At 39.2% G+C, this 14,845-nt stretch carries 15 protein-coding genes; 6 read left to right on the forward strand and 9 right to left on the reverse strand.

Translation table 11 applies throughout. The features are described 5' to 3' along the window. Positions 1-4: 4 nt before the first annotated feature. From J2756_RS06245 to albA, 3 genes are all read left to right on the forward strand, one after another. Complete coding sequence (locus J2756_RS06245) at positions 5-1,522, forward strand: 2-isopropylmalate synthase (protein ID WP_209583702.1); 1,518 nt, start codon at positions 5-7, stop codon at positions 1,520-1,522. Between the two features lie 78 nt (positions 1,523-1,600). Further along, positions 1,601-2,350 carry an ATP-binding response regulator gene (locus J2756_RS06250; protein WP_209583704.1) on the forward strand — a complete coding sequence of 250 codons (750 nt, stop codon included), beginning with the start codon at positions 1,601-1,603 and terminating at the stop codon, positions 2,348-2,350. 415 nt (positions 2,351-2,765) lie between these two features. Further along, positions 2,766-3,041, forward strand: coding sequence for a DNA-binding protein Alba (albA, locus tag J2756_RS06255; protein WP_209583706.1), 276 nt, complete (start codon positions 2,766-2,768; stop codon positions 3,039-3,041). Positions 3,042-3,471: 430 nt separating this feature from the next. Here albA and J2756_RS06260 read toward each other — a convergent pair whose 3' ends face one another. The 5 genes from J2756_RS06260 to J2756_RS06280 form a co-directional block, all read right to left on the reverse strand. Then, the gene (locus tag J2756_RS06260) at positions 3,472-4,710 is read right to left on the reverse strand and encodes a beta-alanine-activating enzyme beta-propeller domain-containing protein (RefSeq protein ID WP_209583708.1); all 1,239 of its coding nucleotides are present in this window, start codon (positions 4,708-4,710) and stop codon (positions 3,472-3,474) included. A gap of 127 nt (positions 4,711-4,837) precedes the next feature. Further along, positions 4,838-6,001, reverse strand: coding sequence for an ABC transporter permease (locus tag J2756_RS06265; RefSeq protein WP_209583927.1), 1,164 nt, complete (start codon positions 5,999-6,001; stop codon positions 4,838-4,840). Between the two features lie 19 nt (positions 6,002-6,020). Continuing rightward, positions 6,021-7,097, reverse strand: a complete 1,077-nt coding sequence (locus J2756_RS06270) for an ATP-binding cassette domain-containing protein (RefSeq protein ID WP_209583710.1) — start codon at positions 7,095-7,097, stop codon at positions 6,021-6,023. Positions 7,098-7,099: 2 nt separating this feature from the next. Next, positions 7,100-7,528: a PadR family transcriptional regulator gene (locus J2756_RS06275; RefSeq protein WP_342593114.1), complete on the reverse strand. Its 429-nt coding sequence runs from the start codon at positions 7,526-7,528 to the stop codon at positions 7,100-7,102. 474 nt (positions 7,529-8,002) lie between these two features. Then, positions 8,003-8,272, reverse strand: coding sequence for a hypothetical protein (locus J2756_RS06280; RefSeq protein ID WP_209583712.1), 270 nt, complete (start codon positions 8,270-8,272; stop codon positions 8,003-8,005). Positions 8,273-8,533: 261 nt separating this feature from the next. Here J2756_RS06280 and J2756_RS06285 point away from each other — a divergent pair, with 261 nt between their 5' ends. After that, positions 8,534-9,271 (forward strand): sugar phosphate isomerase/epimerase family protein, encoded by a 738-nt coding sequence (locus J2756_RS06285; protein WP_281063386.1) that lies wholly within the window; start codon positions 8,534-8,536, stop codon positions 9,269-9,271. 47 nt (positions 9,272-9,318) lie between these two features. Further along, positions 9,319-10,425 (forward strand): DUF362 domain-containing protein, encoded by a 1,107-nt coding sequence (locus J2756_RS06290; protein ID WP_209583714.1) that lies wholly within the window; start codon positions 9,319-9,321, stop codon positions 10,423-10,425. Positions 10,426-10,862: 437 nt separating this feature from the next. Here J2756_RS06290 and J2756_RS06295 read toward each other — a convergent pair whose 3' ends face one another. Continuing rightward, positions 10,863-11,717 (reverse strand): HAD family hydrolase, encoded by an 855-nt coding sequence (locus J2756_RS06295; protein ID WP_342593115.1) that lies wholly within the window; start codon positions 11,715-11,717, stop codon positions 10,863-10,865. Between the two features lie 292 nt (positions 11,718-12,009). Between J2756_RS06295 and J2756_RS06300 the strand changes: the two genes are divergently transcribed. Continuing rightward, positions 12,010-12,549 (forward strand): hypothetical protein, encoded by a 540-nt coding sequence (locus J2756_RS06300; protein ID WP_209583716.1) that lies wholly within the window; start codon positions 12,010-12,012, stop codon positions 12,547-12,549. A gap of 69 nt (positions 12,550-12,618) precedes the next feature. Here the strand turns inward: J2756_RS06300 and J2756_RS06305 are convergent, their stop codons facing one another. From J2756_RS06305 to ala, 3 genes are all read right to left on the reverse strand, one after another. Then, positions 12,619-13,260 carry a LysE family transporter gene (locus J2756_RS06305; RefSeq protein WP_342593116.1) on the reverse strand — a complete coding sequence of 214 codons (642 nt, stop codon included), beginning with the start codon at positions 13,258-13,260 and terminating at the stop codon, positions 12,619-12,621. Between the two features lie 194 nt (positions 13,261-13,454). Continuing rightward, positions 13,455-13,631, reverse strand: a complete 177-nt coding sequence (locus J2756_RS06310) for a hypothetical protein (RefSeq protein WP_209583727.1) — start codon at positions 13,629-13,631, stop codon at positions 13,455-13,457. Positions 13,632-13,684: 53 nt separating this feature from the next. Next, entirely contained in the window at positions 13,685-14,677 is a 993-nt protein-coding gene (ala, locus tag J2756_RS06315; RefSeq protein ID WP_209583729.1) for an alanine dehydrogenase, read from the reverse strand. Positions 14,678-14,845 lie beyond the last annotated feature (168 nt).

Consider the following 14,845-nt stretch of genomic DNA (forward strand, 5'->3'; position numbering starts at 1 on the left):
TTTAATGTATATAGAAACGGTAAAAAAGACAATGAATCTACCTGAAAAGGTAAGAATATTTGATACAACTCTAAGAGATGGAGAACAAACACCCGGTGTTGCAATAACAGTTGATGAAAAGATAAGAATTGCAAAGAAATTGGATAAACTGGGTGTTGACACAATAGAAGTAGGATTTCCAGTTTCATCACCTGGTGAACGAAAAGCAGCACGTGAAATACTTAAACTGGACCTTAATTCAAGTATCTGCGGTTTGGCAAGACCCCTGAAGAAAGATTTAGATGCAGCCATTGACTGTGGAGTTGACTACATCCACACCTTCATAGGAACCTCCCCCCTCCACAGGGAGTACAAGCTCAAAATGAGCAAGGAAGAGATCCTTAACAAAGCTGTTGAGGGAGTGGAGTACATAAAGGATCATGGCATAACAGCTGAATTTTCAGCTGAAGATGCCACACGAACAGAATTTGACTATCTGAAGGAGATCTACACTGGAGTTGAGGATGCAGGTGCGGATTACATAAACGTACCTGACACAGTGGGAGTTATGATACCCTCCTCAATGAACTACCTTGTGTCAGAACTTAAAAAGGACATCAAGATCCCAATAAGTGTTCACTGCCATGATGACTTTGGACTGGCAGTTGCAAACTCCCTGGCTGCAGTTGAAGCAGGTGCCCAACAGGTACATGTAACCATCAACGGACTTGGTGAGCGTGCAGGAAATGCATCCCTTGAAGAAGTGGTAATGGCACTCTCAACCAGGTACTCCATCAAGACCAACATCCAGACTGAACTCCTGGTTGACATGTCAGAATTCGTATCCAGAATCACCGGTATAAAGATGCCTCCAAACAAGGCCATCGTTGGAGAAAATGCTTTTGCACATGAAGCAGGTATACATGTCCATGGAGTGCTCCAGAAAGCTGAAACATACGAACCAATAACTCCAGAGATGGTTGGACACACAAGAAGAATAGTTCTGGGAAAACACACAGGTGCAAATGCAATAAGGGCAAAACTCGATGAGTACGGAATAGAGCTCAACCATGAACAGTTCGAAAGGGTTTTCAATCAGGTTAAAAGTCTTGGAGATAAGGGTAAATGTATCACAGATGCAGATCTGAAGGCAATGGCTCAAACAGTCCTTGGAAAAGCCAAGAAAGAGATAGTTAAACTTGAAGGATTCTCAGTTATGACAGGGGACAACGTACTTCCAACTGCAACAGTCAAGCTCAACATAGGTGGAGAAACAAAAACTGCGGCAAAAACTGGAGTTGGACCTGTTGATGCGGCCATAAATGCAATACAAAGTCTTGTAAGTGAAAGTGCAGATATAGAACTTAAAGAGTACCATATAGAAGCCATAACTGGCGGTACAAATGCACTGGCTGAGGTTTTCGTGATAATGGGTGATAAAAAAGGTAACAAGGCAACAGGAAGATCAACAGTTGACGACGTGGTCATGGCCAGTGTGGAGGCAGTTTTAGATTCTATAAACAAGATCCTTGTTGAACGATAGTTCAATGGTAAGACTCTTAAATAAAATGTTATCATAGTTTTAGTAGTCCTTGAATAAAAATTGTGAGAGGGGATGGAAGTGGGCGATGCAAAGATTTTGGTTGTTGAGGATGAACGCATTACAGCAGAGGATATAAAGAGTGGGCTTGAATTTGCAGGATACACAGTCCCTGCAATAGTTTCATCAGGTGAAGATGCCATAAAAAAGGCAGGTGAATTAAAACCCGACCTCGTGCTTATGGACATAAAATTAAAGGGAGAAATGGATGGAATTGAAGCTGCAGGCCAGATAAGGGTGCTCTACGACATCCCTGTTATATACCTCACTGCCTATTCAGATGAAAGCACGGTTCAAAGGGCCAAAATAACAGAACCATCTGGATACATCCTTAAAGAGAGAACTGGTTTGATTAAGAAACCTTTTGAGGAAAGTGAACTTCACACTGCCATTGAAATAACCCTGTACCGACACAGGATAGAGAAGGATCATGACAGACTCTTCTCTGCAATGCTTGGAAGTATAAACCAGGGCATCATAGCAACGGATTCAGATGGCAAGATCAAACTCATGAATGAAATAGCTGAAGTTTTAGTGGGATGGGATGAATCTGAAGTTGTTGGTAAAGATCTGAGGGATTTTGTAAGGAACTTCAATGAACTGTTCCCACTGAGGGAGAAAGCTTCCTCCAGTAACGAAGTTGAATTCAGGGATATTATCATAACATCAAAGGATGGCTCTGAAGGAACTGTTCATGGAAAAGTTGCCCTGATAAAGGATGAAAATGACGAGGAAGAAGGTTTCATCATCACCCTGAATAATCCTGCCTGAATGTGGACTTCAATTTTAATATGGATTGCAGTGGACCATGAAACAGATAATAGGAGTTAAGGGTTCAATTTTTTCAAAAAATTCAACCTTCCCATCATCAAGTAATATCCGATGATCCTTAACAAAGGTTCTGCAAAAGTTCTACATATTTAAAACTACTTATTTCTACATTTTATTAATTTTTAAAGGTTTTAAATTAATTTAAGCTATTTTAGAGCTTCCAATATTTAGCAATGACAGTTTTACAGTTAAGGACCTTAATCCACTTTTAAAGCAAGTTATACAGTCTCTCAGGGAACTCTTCCCAGTCTTCATTCCCCTAGAACCTGACAGTGCCCAACAAAAGATATAACACAATGTATATATAATATTAAAAAGATTAAAGAAAGTAGTGTATTCTTTGGAGGTTAAAGTGATGTCAGAGGAAAATGTTGTGTACATTGGAAACAAACCGGTAATGAACTATGTTTTAGCAGTTGTAACTCAGATGAATGGCGGAACTTCAGAGGTTATTTTAAAAGCCAGGGGACGAGCCATCAGCAGAGCAGTTGACGTTGCTGAGATTGTAAGAAACAGATTCATAACTGATGTAGATCTAGGAACTATAGACATATGCACAGAAGAAATCATGAACAACGAAGGATCATCCACAAACGTTTCTGCAATTGAAATACAGCTTTGCAAGAACTAAATCAGTGTAAGAAACCCCCAATTGAAACCCTCAGGTTTCATTTTTTTAAATCAAGGCCAAATCCTTAATTATGATGCTATTTGGGATCAAACCTTATTTGAATATTAATTCTGATATCAGATTCCAACTCCCTATCCACACCCTGAACGTTATTTACCTTCAAAAAAATTTTAAACACTAAAATAGGGATTATTTATTGAATATAATTTATTATATCTTATTTTTATATTAAGGCTGGTATTGTTCTTCAATTTTTAATAAAAGTTTAACTGATGCTTATTGAATCGGATTAGCTGATCTATAGATCTACTGGTCAATTAAAAAATAATAGAAACCTCAATAGAAAAACAATTCAAAGAAATAGCAGAATTTTACTTGTATCCTTTACTTACATCTTAAAAATAAAAAAAATTTAAGAGGTTAAAAACCTCTATTTCTTCTTCCTTCCTCCAATCTTCCTCAAAACAATGAGTACAGCTATCAGCACGATTGCTCCACCCACTATGTAGTATGCGAAGACCGATGTTGGGGCATTCTCCTTGTCGATATTCAGAGCGTACAGGTATCCGTCGTTACTACCTGTGTAAGCCATGTTTCCATAAACAACAGGGGATGAACGGATTGGGGAATTTAGTAAGTAGTATCCGGGTTCATAGGCCCATTCTTCGTTACCTGTGTATTTGTTCAAAACGTGGATGGTTCCATCATCTGATCCAAATATTATCTTGTTTGAATAGAGTGCGGGGGTTGTTTTCACAGCGCCACTGGCATTGTAAACCCATTTTTCAGTTCCGTCCCTTGTGTCAAGGCATACAACTTCTCCATTGTCGGCACCTACAAATAAACTGTTGTCCCTTTCATCGAGGGTTGGTGAAGATTCAACTGATTTACCCATATCGTAGGTCCATTCAAGGGACCCATCAGTTGCATTCAATGCGTAAAGGGTTCCATCGTTTGATCCAACGTAGAGAGTTCCATTTGAAAGTGTAGGTGATGATTTAACATTATCTCCAGTTGTGAAATCCCATTTTTTAGTTCCGTTTTCTGTGTTCATAGCATAGATCTTACCGTCGTTTGATCCAACGTATAGGGTTCCATTTAAAAGGGTTGGTGAGGATGTAACTGCATCTCCAGTTTTGAATTCCCATACCATGGTTCCGTCTGCAGAGTCCAGTGCGTAGATCTTTCCATCGTTGGATCCTATGTAAACGTTTGAACCGTCCACTGCAGGGGATGATTCTATTCCATCTCCTGTTTTATACTTCCATTTAACAGTCCCGTTTTGAGTGTTCTGGGCGTAGAGGTATCCATCCATCGAACCGATGTAAAGTGTACTGTTAACTATTGCGGGGGATGATACAACTTTCCCGCCTGTTTTATAGGTCCAGTTACTTGTTCCATTTTCAAGGTAAACTGCGTGCACAGTTCCATCTATGGATCCGAAGTAGATTATCTTGTCAAGTATGGCTGGGGATGATTGTATAGCTGATTTTGCATTGAAGATCCACGTAGTAGGGGAAAAATCAGCAGGCTGTGCAACGAAGCCTGTGTGCTGCAAATTTTCATGGAACATGGTCCAGTCAGAGGCTGCAGCAGGTGCAGCTGAAGTAGTACCTGCTAAGACACATACCATGAGAAATCCTATTAAAATACTCTTTTTTTCAAGCATATCACTTATACTCCTATAATATCCATTATAACTATTTTTAGTTAGTACTTAATTCTTTTAATTCATTTTTAAATCATTGATAGGCTTTAATCACAGTTCTATGAATTTTTTATAGGTAAATCAGGGATTAAATATCCCTGTTAAACCTTCTAACTCCCAGTGCAAAGAAGAGCAGTGTGAAACCGAGCAGAACAGCTATGTCGATCCATACTCCCCCAACACCCACTCCTTTGAGCATAACAGCCCTCATTGCATCGTTTGCATAGGTCAGTGGGAATATGTATGCTATCTTCTGGAATATCCATGGCATTGTTTCGATTGGGTAAAAAACCCCTGAAACGAACATCATTGGCATTGTGAATGGCATGACGATCTGAATGTAGTCTTCCTGACTGTTCACCCTTGCAGATATCATTATTCCAAATCCAACGAAGCACAGAACTGACAGAACCAGTATCAGCAATGTAAGTAATATGCTTCCGTTTATGGTGACACTGAAGAGAACAATTGCCGCTATTATCAGTATCAGTGCTCTAAATGTTTCTATTGTGAGTTTGGATATTATTTTACCTCCAATAACACTTGCGACACTTGTAGGGGTCATGAAGAGTCGGGCTAATTCTCCTCTCTCACGTTCGCCTGCTATGGATTCTCCCATACCCATCATTGCTGAGAACATAACTGTCATGGCCAGTATAGCGGGTACAAGGAAATCTATGTATTTTATGTCACCATAGAGCTTGTTTATCTCAAAGTTAATTGAGTTCATCATGTTCTGAATGCTCAAACCTGAACTTGCCGTACTAACTCCTGTCGACTGGACCTGTACCTGTGAACTACCAACTGCAGACTCGATCTTCTCCATACCGATCTGGTTTGAGATCTGAGTGAAAAGTGCCTGGGTTGCAGGTACAAGTGCTTGAGTTGCCATCTGGTCAGACGAATCAACGTAGACAATCACAGTCTTGGGCTGTTGGCTTGTCATATTCTCATAGTCACTCGGCAGAATTATGGCGGCTTTCACCTCCCCATTTTCAACCATCTGCTTTCCATTGTTGGGATCCGTTATTATCCCCTTGATATCGTAGAGATCCACGCCTTTAATTGCATTCAGCGTAGCATCAGTTACTGTACCGCTACTTTCTGTAACAACAACCACTGGAATGTTTTCAATTTCTCCACCCATTCCATAGCCGAAAAGAGCTATCATGAGTATTGGGAATACAAACAATGATATTAAACGCGGTTTGTGTCTCCAAAGGACAAGGATGTCTTTCTTGAGCATCCACATTATTTTTTTAGTTTCCAAATTACTCACCTTCCACTTTCTTTTTAGCAGTAACAGTCATGAAGACATCTTCCAGAGAAGGGTCCTTAGTGTGAATGGAACTTATTTTACCACCATTTTCTATGATAACTGTGATCAATTCTGTTACACTATCTTCAGTCTTACTTATGGACATGGTTATTCTTTCAGAATGGTCTTTCTGTATTTCAAAGACGTATGGAAGTTGTTCAAGGGCATGGATCATCTCAGGATTGAGGTTGCTCATCATAACACTGATCTCTCTTGTGTTGTCTTTTTCATATACTGATACAGCTTCTTTGAGTTTTCCGAATGAATCAACTTCGTTGACAGAGCTTTCCCTTTCAAGGTCCTTCATGATCTGACTGATGCTGGCATCACTTTCTGAATCCTTCTTGGTCATGATGGTGTCTTTAAGTCCCTGTGGGGTGTCGAATGCAGCCAGTTTACCTGCGTTTATGATACCCACGTTGTCGCAGAGCATCTCAACCTCGTACATGTCGTGGGAGCACAGTATTATGGTATGGCCCTTGTCGTTAAGTTCCTCTATAAGGTCCCAGAGAACTCTTTTGGTTGTTGGGTCAAGTCCAATGGTTGGTTCGTCCAGGAAGAGTATTTCTGGCTGGTGTATAAGACTTGCAACAACTGAAACCTTCTGCTTCTGACCTCCAGAGAGCTGTTTCACCAGTTTCTTCTCAGCGTACTTGATGTCCACAAGTTCCATCAAATTCATTATCCTGTCTTCCTTGATGTCCTCATCAATTCCATAGTAATCTGCACACAGTTCCACATTTTCCCGGACTGTTAAATCGCCGTAGAGACTAACAAGCTGGGGAACCATACCTATCTTCTGCCTTACCTCGTTTGGATTTTTAACAACATCGTATCCAGACACCTGGGCGGTTCCAGATGTTGGTTGTATCAAACAGTTGAGCATCTTTATGGTGGTTGTTTTTCCAGCACCATTCGGGCCTAAAAATCCGAATATGCTCTTGTCCTTAACCTTCAAATTCAAGGAATCAACTGCTAAAAAGTCCTTGTATCTCTTGGTAAGATCAAAGGTTTCTATAGAGTATTTCATAATTAAACTTCCTCCTCTTCCTTCTTAATGAACATATCACCTAAAAATTCTTCTTTATAAGGTGTTAAATGACATTTAAAGATTTTTTTCATTCTAAGAAGGGTGGCTTTACCATCTTCAGTGATCTCATAATATTTTATTTTTCTCTTTCCCTGAGATTCCCATGTACCTGTTATGAGTCCCTTACCTTCAAGTTCATGGAGCACGGGGTATATTGTGCTTGGTCCGCTCACTTTTCCAGTTTTTGAATGAGAAAAAGCGTTTATTTTGGTCATTATTTCGTAGCCATGCTGCCTCTCCTTGTTGATTATCCATAGTATGAATATTTTACTAAAACCCCTCATTATTCCCTTCAAAATTTTTTTATCGTAGTTCAAAAGTTCCTTCAAATCATCACAATTTGGAACTTTCTCATTGTCTTCAGAACTCACTCAATTCCCCCTTTAAGGGATTTAAAACCCCTTGCAAGCATTCACCCCTATAGTTAAATTTTAGATATATCAAAATTTGATACATTTAAGGTGGTCTTAGGTAGTATATAAATGGTTGGGTGGAAACCTCAAGGAAGTCCATGTTCACTTATCAATTCATGAACTTGTTTCCAATTTAAAATTCAATAGTTTCTAAAAATTATTTCATGCAACTGAAGATCAACCTGCCATTCTCAAAATCTTAGGCGACCCTAATTAGGTAAACCTAACATTTTTGTTCTATATAAAGTTTTGTAGTGGGATCACTTCCAAGTGAGTATCAAAAAGTACCAGTTAATAAAAGGGATTTACTAAAAGAAAGCTTAAAACTCTAAAAATCATTCAATTAAAGCAAGATCCTTTTGCAGATCCAATTTTTAAAATAAAACGTAAATTAAAGTCCCATGTCCTTAAAAATTTATAGATTAAATATTTTCACATTTTCTTACTGAAATCCTTAATAGTCTCAACAACATCCATCTTATCCTCAGGTTTAGGGGGATTTTTATGTCCATTGATTAATGTGTAGGCAAAAGAAGCTCCTAAAGCCCCAAAGAAAATTGCAATAACCCTTTGGAAGTTTTGCCCCGGCATTTTGGTGCCTGCAGAGTATCTCATCCAGAGTAGAACCTCCCATGCTAAAAAGGTCACAATAACGAAGGTAACTGCTCCAAGGAAAATTCCCATAACAACTTTTTTATCCATTCTATCACACTTCAATCTAACTCTCTATGAAAACGACTATAAAGAAAATTTATAAGTTGATATTTATTTTATAATTAGATCTTACTAGACTACATGATATCTGTGAGTAACTATCATTTTTCACTATATAAACATTGTAGCGGGATCAAAAAAATTGAAAATGCTAAATACCATAAGAAAATATACCACCTTAAAGAGTAATACACTTTTCCTGAGATAAATTTTAAGGGGTTTGATAACATTAAAATTGGATTCTCAACACTGGCACTTTTTGTAAAATCATTTGAAGAATGGCTTCAGCGAGCAGAGAAGGATGGATTCAACATAATGGAAATTCTGTGTGAAGGACCGTGGACCTGGCCCAGAAACGCCCTGAATCTTTACAGGGATGACTTTCAGATATTCAAGTCCTACGATGTAGAAGTGTTTTTGCACGCTCCAACCATAGATATGAACCCTGCAAGCCTGAACAGAGGAATTAGGGAGGAAACATTGCGTCAGATCAAAGAAACAGTGGATATGGCTGTGGAAATTGATGCAGTTGCCATAACAACACATCCTGGCTTAATTCACCGTCTTGAAGATAGGGTACGGAATATGGGAATGCAAATAGCCATTGAAACTCTTAAAGAGGCTTCCAGATATGCAGATGATAGGGGTGTCATATTTTCTGTGGAGAACATGCCTGCAAGGTATGCTTACTTCTGTAACAGCCCAGAGGAACACCAGTACTTCCTGGACAAATGTGGATGCCATGCAACAGTTGACATAGGTCATGCCAACACATTTGGTGACCCTGAAAAGTTTCTGGAGCTGGATAAAATTTTTTACTACCATTTAAGTGACAACGATGGGGAGAGGGATCAGCACCTCACCCTTGGAGATGGAACACTGGATTTAAAAGCACTCAACGGTATTGACAATGTAATACTGGAACTCAACAACTATGAAAAGGTATTAAAAAGTAGAGAAGTTCTTTTAAACAGTTTTAAAGGCTAATTTTTTTTATTAATAATGGTATTATTGGGAACAAGGGGATAAAAGAAATGGAAAGCAAGGTTTACTTCACAGATTTCAGGTCAAGGACTCCGGAAGACAACAAGGTGAATAAGATCAGAAGACTCTTCGAAGCTGCAGGATTTGGAGAAATGCTCCAAAAGGATGATCTAACAGGGGTTAAACTGCACTTCGGTGAGGAGGGTAACGATTCATACATCAACCCGGTTTTTGTAAGGCAGATCGTTGATAAAATAGCTGAAACTGGTGCCAAACCATTCTTAACCGACACCAACACCCTTTACTATGGAAGCAGACATGACTCTGTTGGGCACATAAAAACAGCGGTACTTCATGGATTCGACTTCGCTGTTGCAGGAGCACCCCTGATAATTGCAGATGGATTAAGGGGAGATAACTGGAGGCACGTGGAAGTGGGACTTAAACACTTTCAGAGGGTTAAAATTGCTGGAGACATTGAAGGCTCAGACAGTATGATGGTAATGTCCCACTTCAAGGGTCATGGAATGAGCGGATTCGGAGGTGCCATTAAAAATCTTGCTATGGGATGTGCTGCAGCCCCTGGAAAAGTAGAACAGCATGAATGTGCCAAACCCATGATCAATGAGCTGTGCACTGGCTGTGGAACATGCATCGAGCTTTGTCCAGTTGATGCAATGGTTCTTGAAGATCAGAGGGCTGTTATAGACTACGATGGATGCATAGGATGCAACAACTGTGTTGACAACTGTCCTGAATCTGCGATAGACCTCCCATGGGATAAAATGGAAACCTTCATGGAGAGGATGGTGGAATATGCATTGGGATCCGTTAAAAACAAGGAGGGTAAGGTTGGCTACATGAACTTCCTCATGAACGTAACACCAGACTGTGACTGTCTTCCTTGGAGCGACAGACCAATAGTACCTGATATAGGAATACTGGCCTCATGGGATCCTGTTGCACTTGATGCTGCAAGTTACGACCTTATAAATCAAGAGACTGGCTTTGAAAACTCCCATCTGCACAAGAATTATCAGCACGGTGGGGACAAGTTCCAGGGAGTTTGGGATGAAGTGGATGGAAGGGTGCAGATCAGGTACGGTGAAGAGGTAGGACTTGGAACTGCAGATTATGAACTGGTAAAACTGCCTTAAATCGTTTTGAATATCCTCCCTTATTTTTTTTTTTGAGATGTAATAAAAAGTATTTTATCTTGTACTTATAAGATAAAAAGTTTAGATCCAATTTAATCATGATTAAAACTTTTTTGAGATTTATTGCTCTATTAGTAGTTATTTAAGTTTTTATAATTATTTTAAAAACCATAAATTGAGTAATAACTGGGATTCTATCTATTTTTAATTCAACTTTTTGAGCTGTAATAGCTGATTTTAACCATCAAATTTTTTCTACAGTAGAAATATTGTCTTTCAAATCATGGTTTCACAAAAAAGGTTTGACCAGGACCTGAAACCATAAGTTCTACAGTAGAAAATTAAACTGGAAAGATCGTATATAAAATCTTCAAAAACGAATAAAAATTCATTAAAAATCAATTTTAAAGCTTAAATGAGGCAATGAAGTAAAGAAGTCAGAAATTAATTTCCAGTATGTCTCTGATGTTCTCCACAACCACGTCTGCAGCATCAAAAACCTTCTGGGGTGTTTCTTCACCCTGCTGCACAGTCAGCACTCCAACATCTGCTTCTTCAAGTGCAAGAATGTCGTTAGCACTGTTTCCAACCATCATAACCTTGTACTTCTCTTTTAGTTCCTTCACAATCTCCTTCTTCCTTCTTGAGCTGGCTGTACCGAATACATTTTCCTTTGGAATGTCAATGAACCTTGCAAGTTCCTCAAGGGATCCTGTTCTGTCTCCCGATGCAACGAAGATATCTGTACCTCTGTTTTTCAGCTCCTGAACAACCTCAGGAACTTCGCTGAAGAGTTTTCCACCAGCAGTTATTGTAAACTCAACTTTCCCCCTTTCAAGGTTCACTATAAATCCTGATCCACTGCATATCTGAACGTTGTACTTCCTTTCAACAACAGCATCCAAGGTGTCCACTATGTCCTTCACGCGCCCTTTATCATTTTTTATGGCCTCAAGAAGGTCATCATTTGCAACGTCCATGGACGAGTAACTCACATCGAACTTAACATCATTCTTTTTAAGGAAACTGTAAATGGTCTGGTCCGGTCGGGCCTTAACTATACATTTCAGGGGATCGGTCTGGAGCACAACCAGGACCCTCTCATGATCGTAGTCCACAACATCAATTGAACTCACATCGTGGCATATAACGCCAGTTTTAAGGTTCTTGATGGCTTTGTACCTTTTAATAAGTGTTCCTGAGTTATCGAAGACAACGGCTTTCATAGTATCAACTGGATTAATGTTGGTGGTTTCATACATTAAAGTTGTGGTACAGATCTGGAGACTCATCGAACTTTTCATCAAAAACTCAACATAAGTATGAATAATAATTAAACCTATAAAAACACTTTAAATCAGATTTAAATAATTTAAATAATTTAAAAATTAATATAAATAGATTTAAAATTTTATTTTTTTATAAATAATGTAATTACTTCTCTTTTTAAGTTTTTAAAAGATTTTAGCCATTTTTCAAACGCATTTTTTGTGATGATCCGCACAAAAATCATCTCAAAACTTTATGCGTTTGTGACAATAAGTGTAATAACATGAAATGAGGGAACAAAAGTGGGAAGCTGTGATGAAAATGTTAGACCTGAAAAAAATTCTGGTAACAGTTTTAATGGCTTTAATTATGATTTTAGGGGTATTTCCATCCTTTGCAGTTAGTTCACCAGTTTCAACGCAAACAGTAACCATAAGGGTGCCTGAGACCAATGCAATTTCAACTGGGTACGGCACTTCAGGGGCTTCACAGATACAAGCTCAGGATGTATCACCTGATAACACAGAAACAGCCATAGGAAACCTTTACGTTCAAAGCTACTCCAACAGCAATACTCAACTTTGGGTCAGAGCCAGTGGAAACTTCGTGGGTGCAAAAACATCAAATTCACTGGAACTTTCAAATTTAAAATTCGCAGTACCTGGGGCAGGTAACGAAAAAACAAATTTCAGCAGCGGCTACGTTAAAGCAGGAGATCAAAGCCCTAAAAATGCTGATGGGGATCATAAGCTCAGTTTAAATCTTTACATGAGCGTACCATACGGGACAAGTCCTGACACCTACACTGCAACCGTATACTTGACCTCAGTGTTGGATGCAACTGCACCAGCATGAAACAAGGATGGGTAAACTGGTCAATGGAATCAGTACCGAATTCTCATGATTCTTTTTTTACTTTTTTTTTTAAATGATTTTCTGGGCACTCAGAATGAAATAAACTCCTAAAACTATTAGAAAAGCTCCACAAATTGTCATTATTATTTTGTAGTGTTTTTCATTCATTATCCCTGATCCCCTGCTTGTTAGAAAGGACACTGTGCTGAACCATCCAAGATCTGAAGCCCAGTGGCCAATTATGAATCCTAAGACTCCAACTGCACCTGCAAGTTCCAGGCCCTTGAACATGAATGCACAGCCCACTGTTGCCCACCATATGAAGAAGTAGGGGTTTGAAACACTGGTCATAAAACCCTTGATCACAGGCCCGTACCTTTTCACTTCTCCATAGTCTGAAACCTCTGATACTGGCTGTGAGGACCTTGTGATGTTGTAACCCATTAGAATAAGCATGATCCCACCAAGGGTTCCTATTATGAACGATGCAGTAGAGGATCCTATCAACCATCCGAGCCCTGCAAATATAAGGACTATCAAAATTATTTCAGCTATTATGTGGCCTGAAACCACCATTGGCCCGGCTTTAAATCCTTTTTTCATGGAATCTGATATTGTAACCGTTAGCATGGGTCCAGGTACAATGGCTCCAGATAATCCAACTACAAAGGATGTTGCTGCAAATAGAATCACTTCAATCAAATGAACCACGGATCTCAATTTTTTGGCATGATGTATTTAAAAACTGTTGTAAACAAGTTTAAAAAGCTTTTTTTATCCTCATAAACCAGCTTTTATTTTCTATCAATTTTATAATCAGTTATAAAAATTTTAAATTCATTAAAAATGTTTAACTTAACCTGTAAAACTTGAACTATAAATAAAATATGTAAAAAGCTTTTCAGCTAATTACAGTTGTTAAGGACCTTTATTATCTCAGTGAGATGGTAATCAATGGTTTCCATATCCTTCTGACTCAGGGATCTGGATCGAATTAGGAATCTGAAGCGTTCAAAAACATGGCCCATCTTATTTAAGATATCTGTACGGTATATTTTGCCCGGATTCTTTTCTTGATACATCAAATCACCATTTATAAGTTGTTTATTCAACCTTAATAAATTTAATGCATAGTTCATTCAAGGAAATTGATTCTTTCTCCTAATTTCAGTGTTTTGGCCTTTTCATAGACTTTCCATGCTGTTACAACGTCCTGAACTGCAAGCCCTGTTGAATCGAAGACTGTGACTTCATCATCTGACTCCCTTCCATCTATCCTACCCACAACGACGTCCCCAATTTTACCCCTTATATCCTTCCTGCTCAGGACTCCTTCGGCCACAGGAACGTTTATCTCACCGCTGTGCCTGGCCTGCTCCCAGCAGTCTATAATAATCCCGGCTTTTGTCAACATTCCACTTTCAAGTTCCTGTTTTCCAGGTGCATCTGCACCCATTGCATTTATATGGGTTCCAGGAGACACCCACTCCTCCTTCACAACTGGATTCGTTGAGGGGGTTGTGGTAACAAGTACGTCCATGCCTTCAACTGCTTCCCTTGCAGTCTGAACAGCTTTAACCTCAACTCCAAATGATTCTGATGCTTTTTTTGCAAAGCTATCCCTTGATGTACAGGTTCTGCAGAACACCTTGACACTTTCAATATCCATGGTCTGGTTTATGGCCATGAGCTGTGTGTATGCCTGGTTACCCGCCCCTATGATTCCAAGGGTTTTTGAATCCTTTCTTGCCATATAACGGGTTGCAACACCTGCTGCAGCCCCGGTTCTCATGTTGGTTATCCATGTTCCGTCCATCACCCCAACTGGAAATCCTGTTTCAGGGTCAACAAGTTCAATAACTCCCATAACAGTTGGTAAACCATGTTTAACCGGGTTTTCAGGGTGCACGTTCACACACTTCACACCTGCCTCATTCATGCCCCTCATGAAGCAAGGCATTATCCTGAGATCTCCCTTCTGCTCCTTGAAGAAAAGATACTTCTTTGCAGGCATCTGAACCCTGTGGCGGGCGTGTTCTGCATAGGCTGTTTCAACAGATTCAATAACTTCCTTCATGGTTATGAGTTCTTTTATTTCGCTTTGTTTCAAGAGAATGGTTTCAGACATTGAATGCACCTCTCATACTAATTTACTCATGCTTTAATAAGGTTCTTTGCCACTTAAATATTGCTATTTGTACATAGATATTCACTTTTTAGGAATTAATAGGTGTGGTGGTACAATCCATGGAATCTATGCACAGTACTTTTCCAACCACATTTATACTGTGGGCTT

This window comes from Methanobacterium aggregans (genome assembly GCF_017874455.1).
In the GTDB taxonomy this organism is placed as follows: Archaea; Methanobacteriota; Methanobacteria; order Methanobacteriales; family Methanobacteriaceae; genus Methanobacterium_C; species Methanobacterium_C aggregans.

Coding starts and splice junctions, on each gene's coding strand:
- J2756_RS06245 (WP_209583702.1), top strand. CDS start 5: ATGTATATAGAAACGGTAAAAAAGACAATGAATCTACCTGAAAAGGTA.
- albA (WP_209583706.1), top strand. CDS start 2,766: ATGTCAGAGGAAAATGTTGTGTACATTGGAAACAAACCGGTAATGAAC.
- J2756_RS06260 (WP_209583708.1), bottom strand. CDS start 4,710: ATGCTTGAAAAAAAGAGTATTTTAATAGGATTTCTCATGGTATGTGTC.
- J2756_RS06265 (WP_209583927.1), bottom strand. CDS start 6,001: ATGTGGATGCTCAAGAAAGACATCCTTGTCCTTTGGAGACACAAACCG.
- J2756_RS06270 (WP_209583710.1), bottom strand. CDS start 7,097: ATGAAATACTCTATAGAAACCTTTGATCTTACCAAGAGATACAAGGAC.
- J2756_RS06280 (WP_209583712.1), bottom strand. CDS start 8,272: ATGGATAAAAAAGTTGTTATGGGAATTTTCCTTGGAGCAGTTACCTTC.
- J2756_RS06290 (WP_209583714.1), top strand. CDS start 9,319: ATGGAAAGCAAGGTTTACTTCACAGATTTCAGGTCAAGGACTCCGGAA.
- J2756_RS06295 (WP_342593115.1), bottom strand. CDS start 11,717: ATGAGTCTCCAGATCTGTACCACAACTTTAATGTATGAAACCACCAAC.
- J2756_RS06300 (WP_209583716.1), top strand. CDS start 12,010: ATGAAAATGTTAGACCTGAAAAAAATTCTGGTAACAGTTTTAATGGCT.
- J2756_RS06310 (WP_209583727.1), bottom strand. CDS start 13,631: ATGTATCAAGAAAAGAATCCGGGCAAAATATACCGTACAGATATCTTA.
- ala (WP_209583729.1), bottom strand. CDS start 14,677: ATGTCTGAAACCATTCTCTTGAAACAAAGCGAAATAAAAGAACTCATA.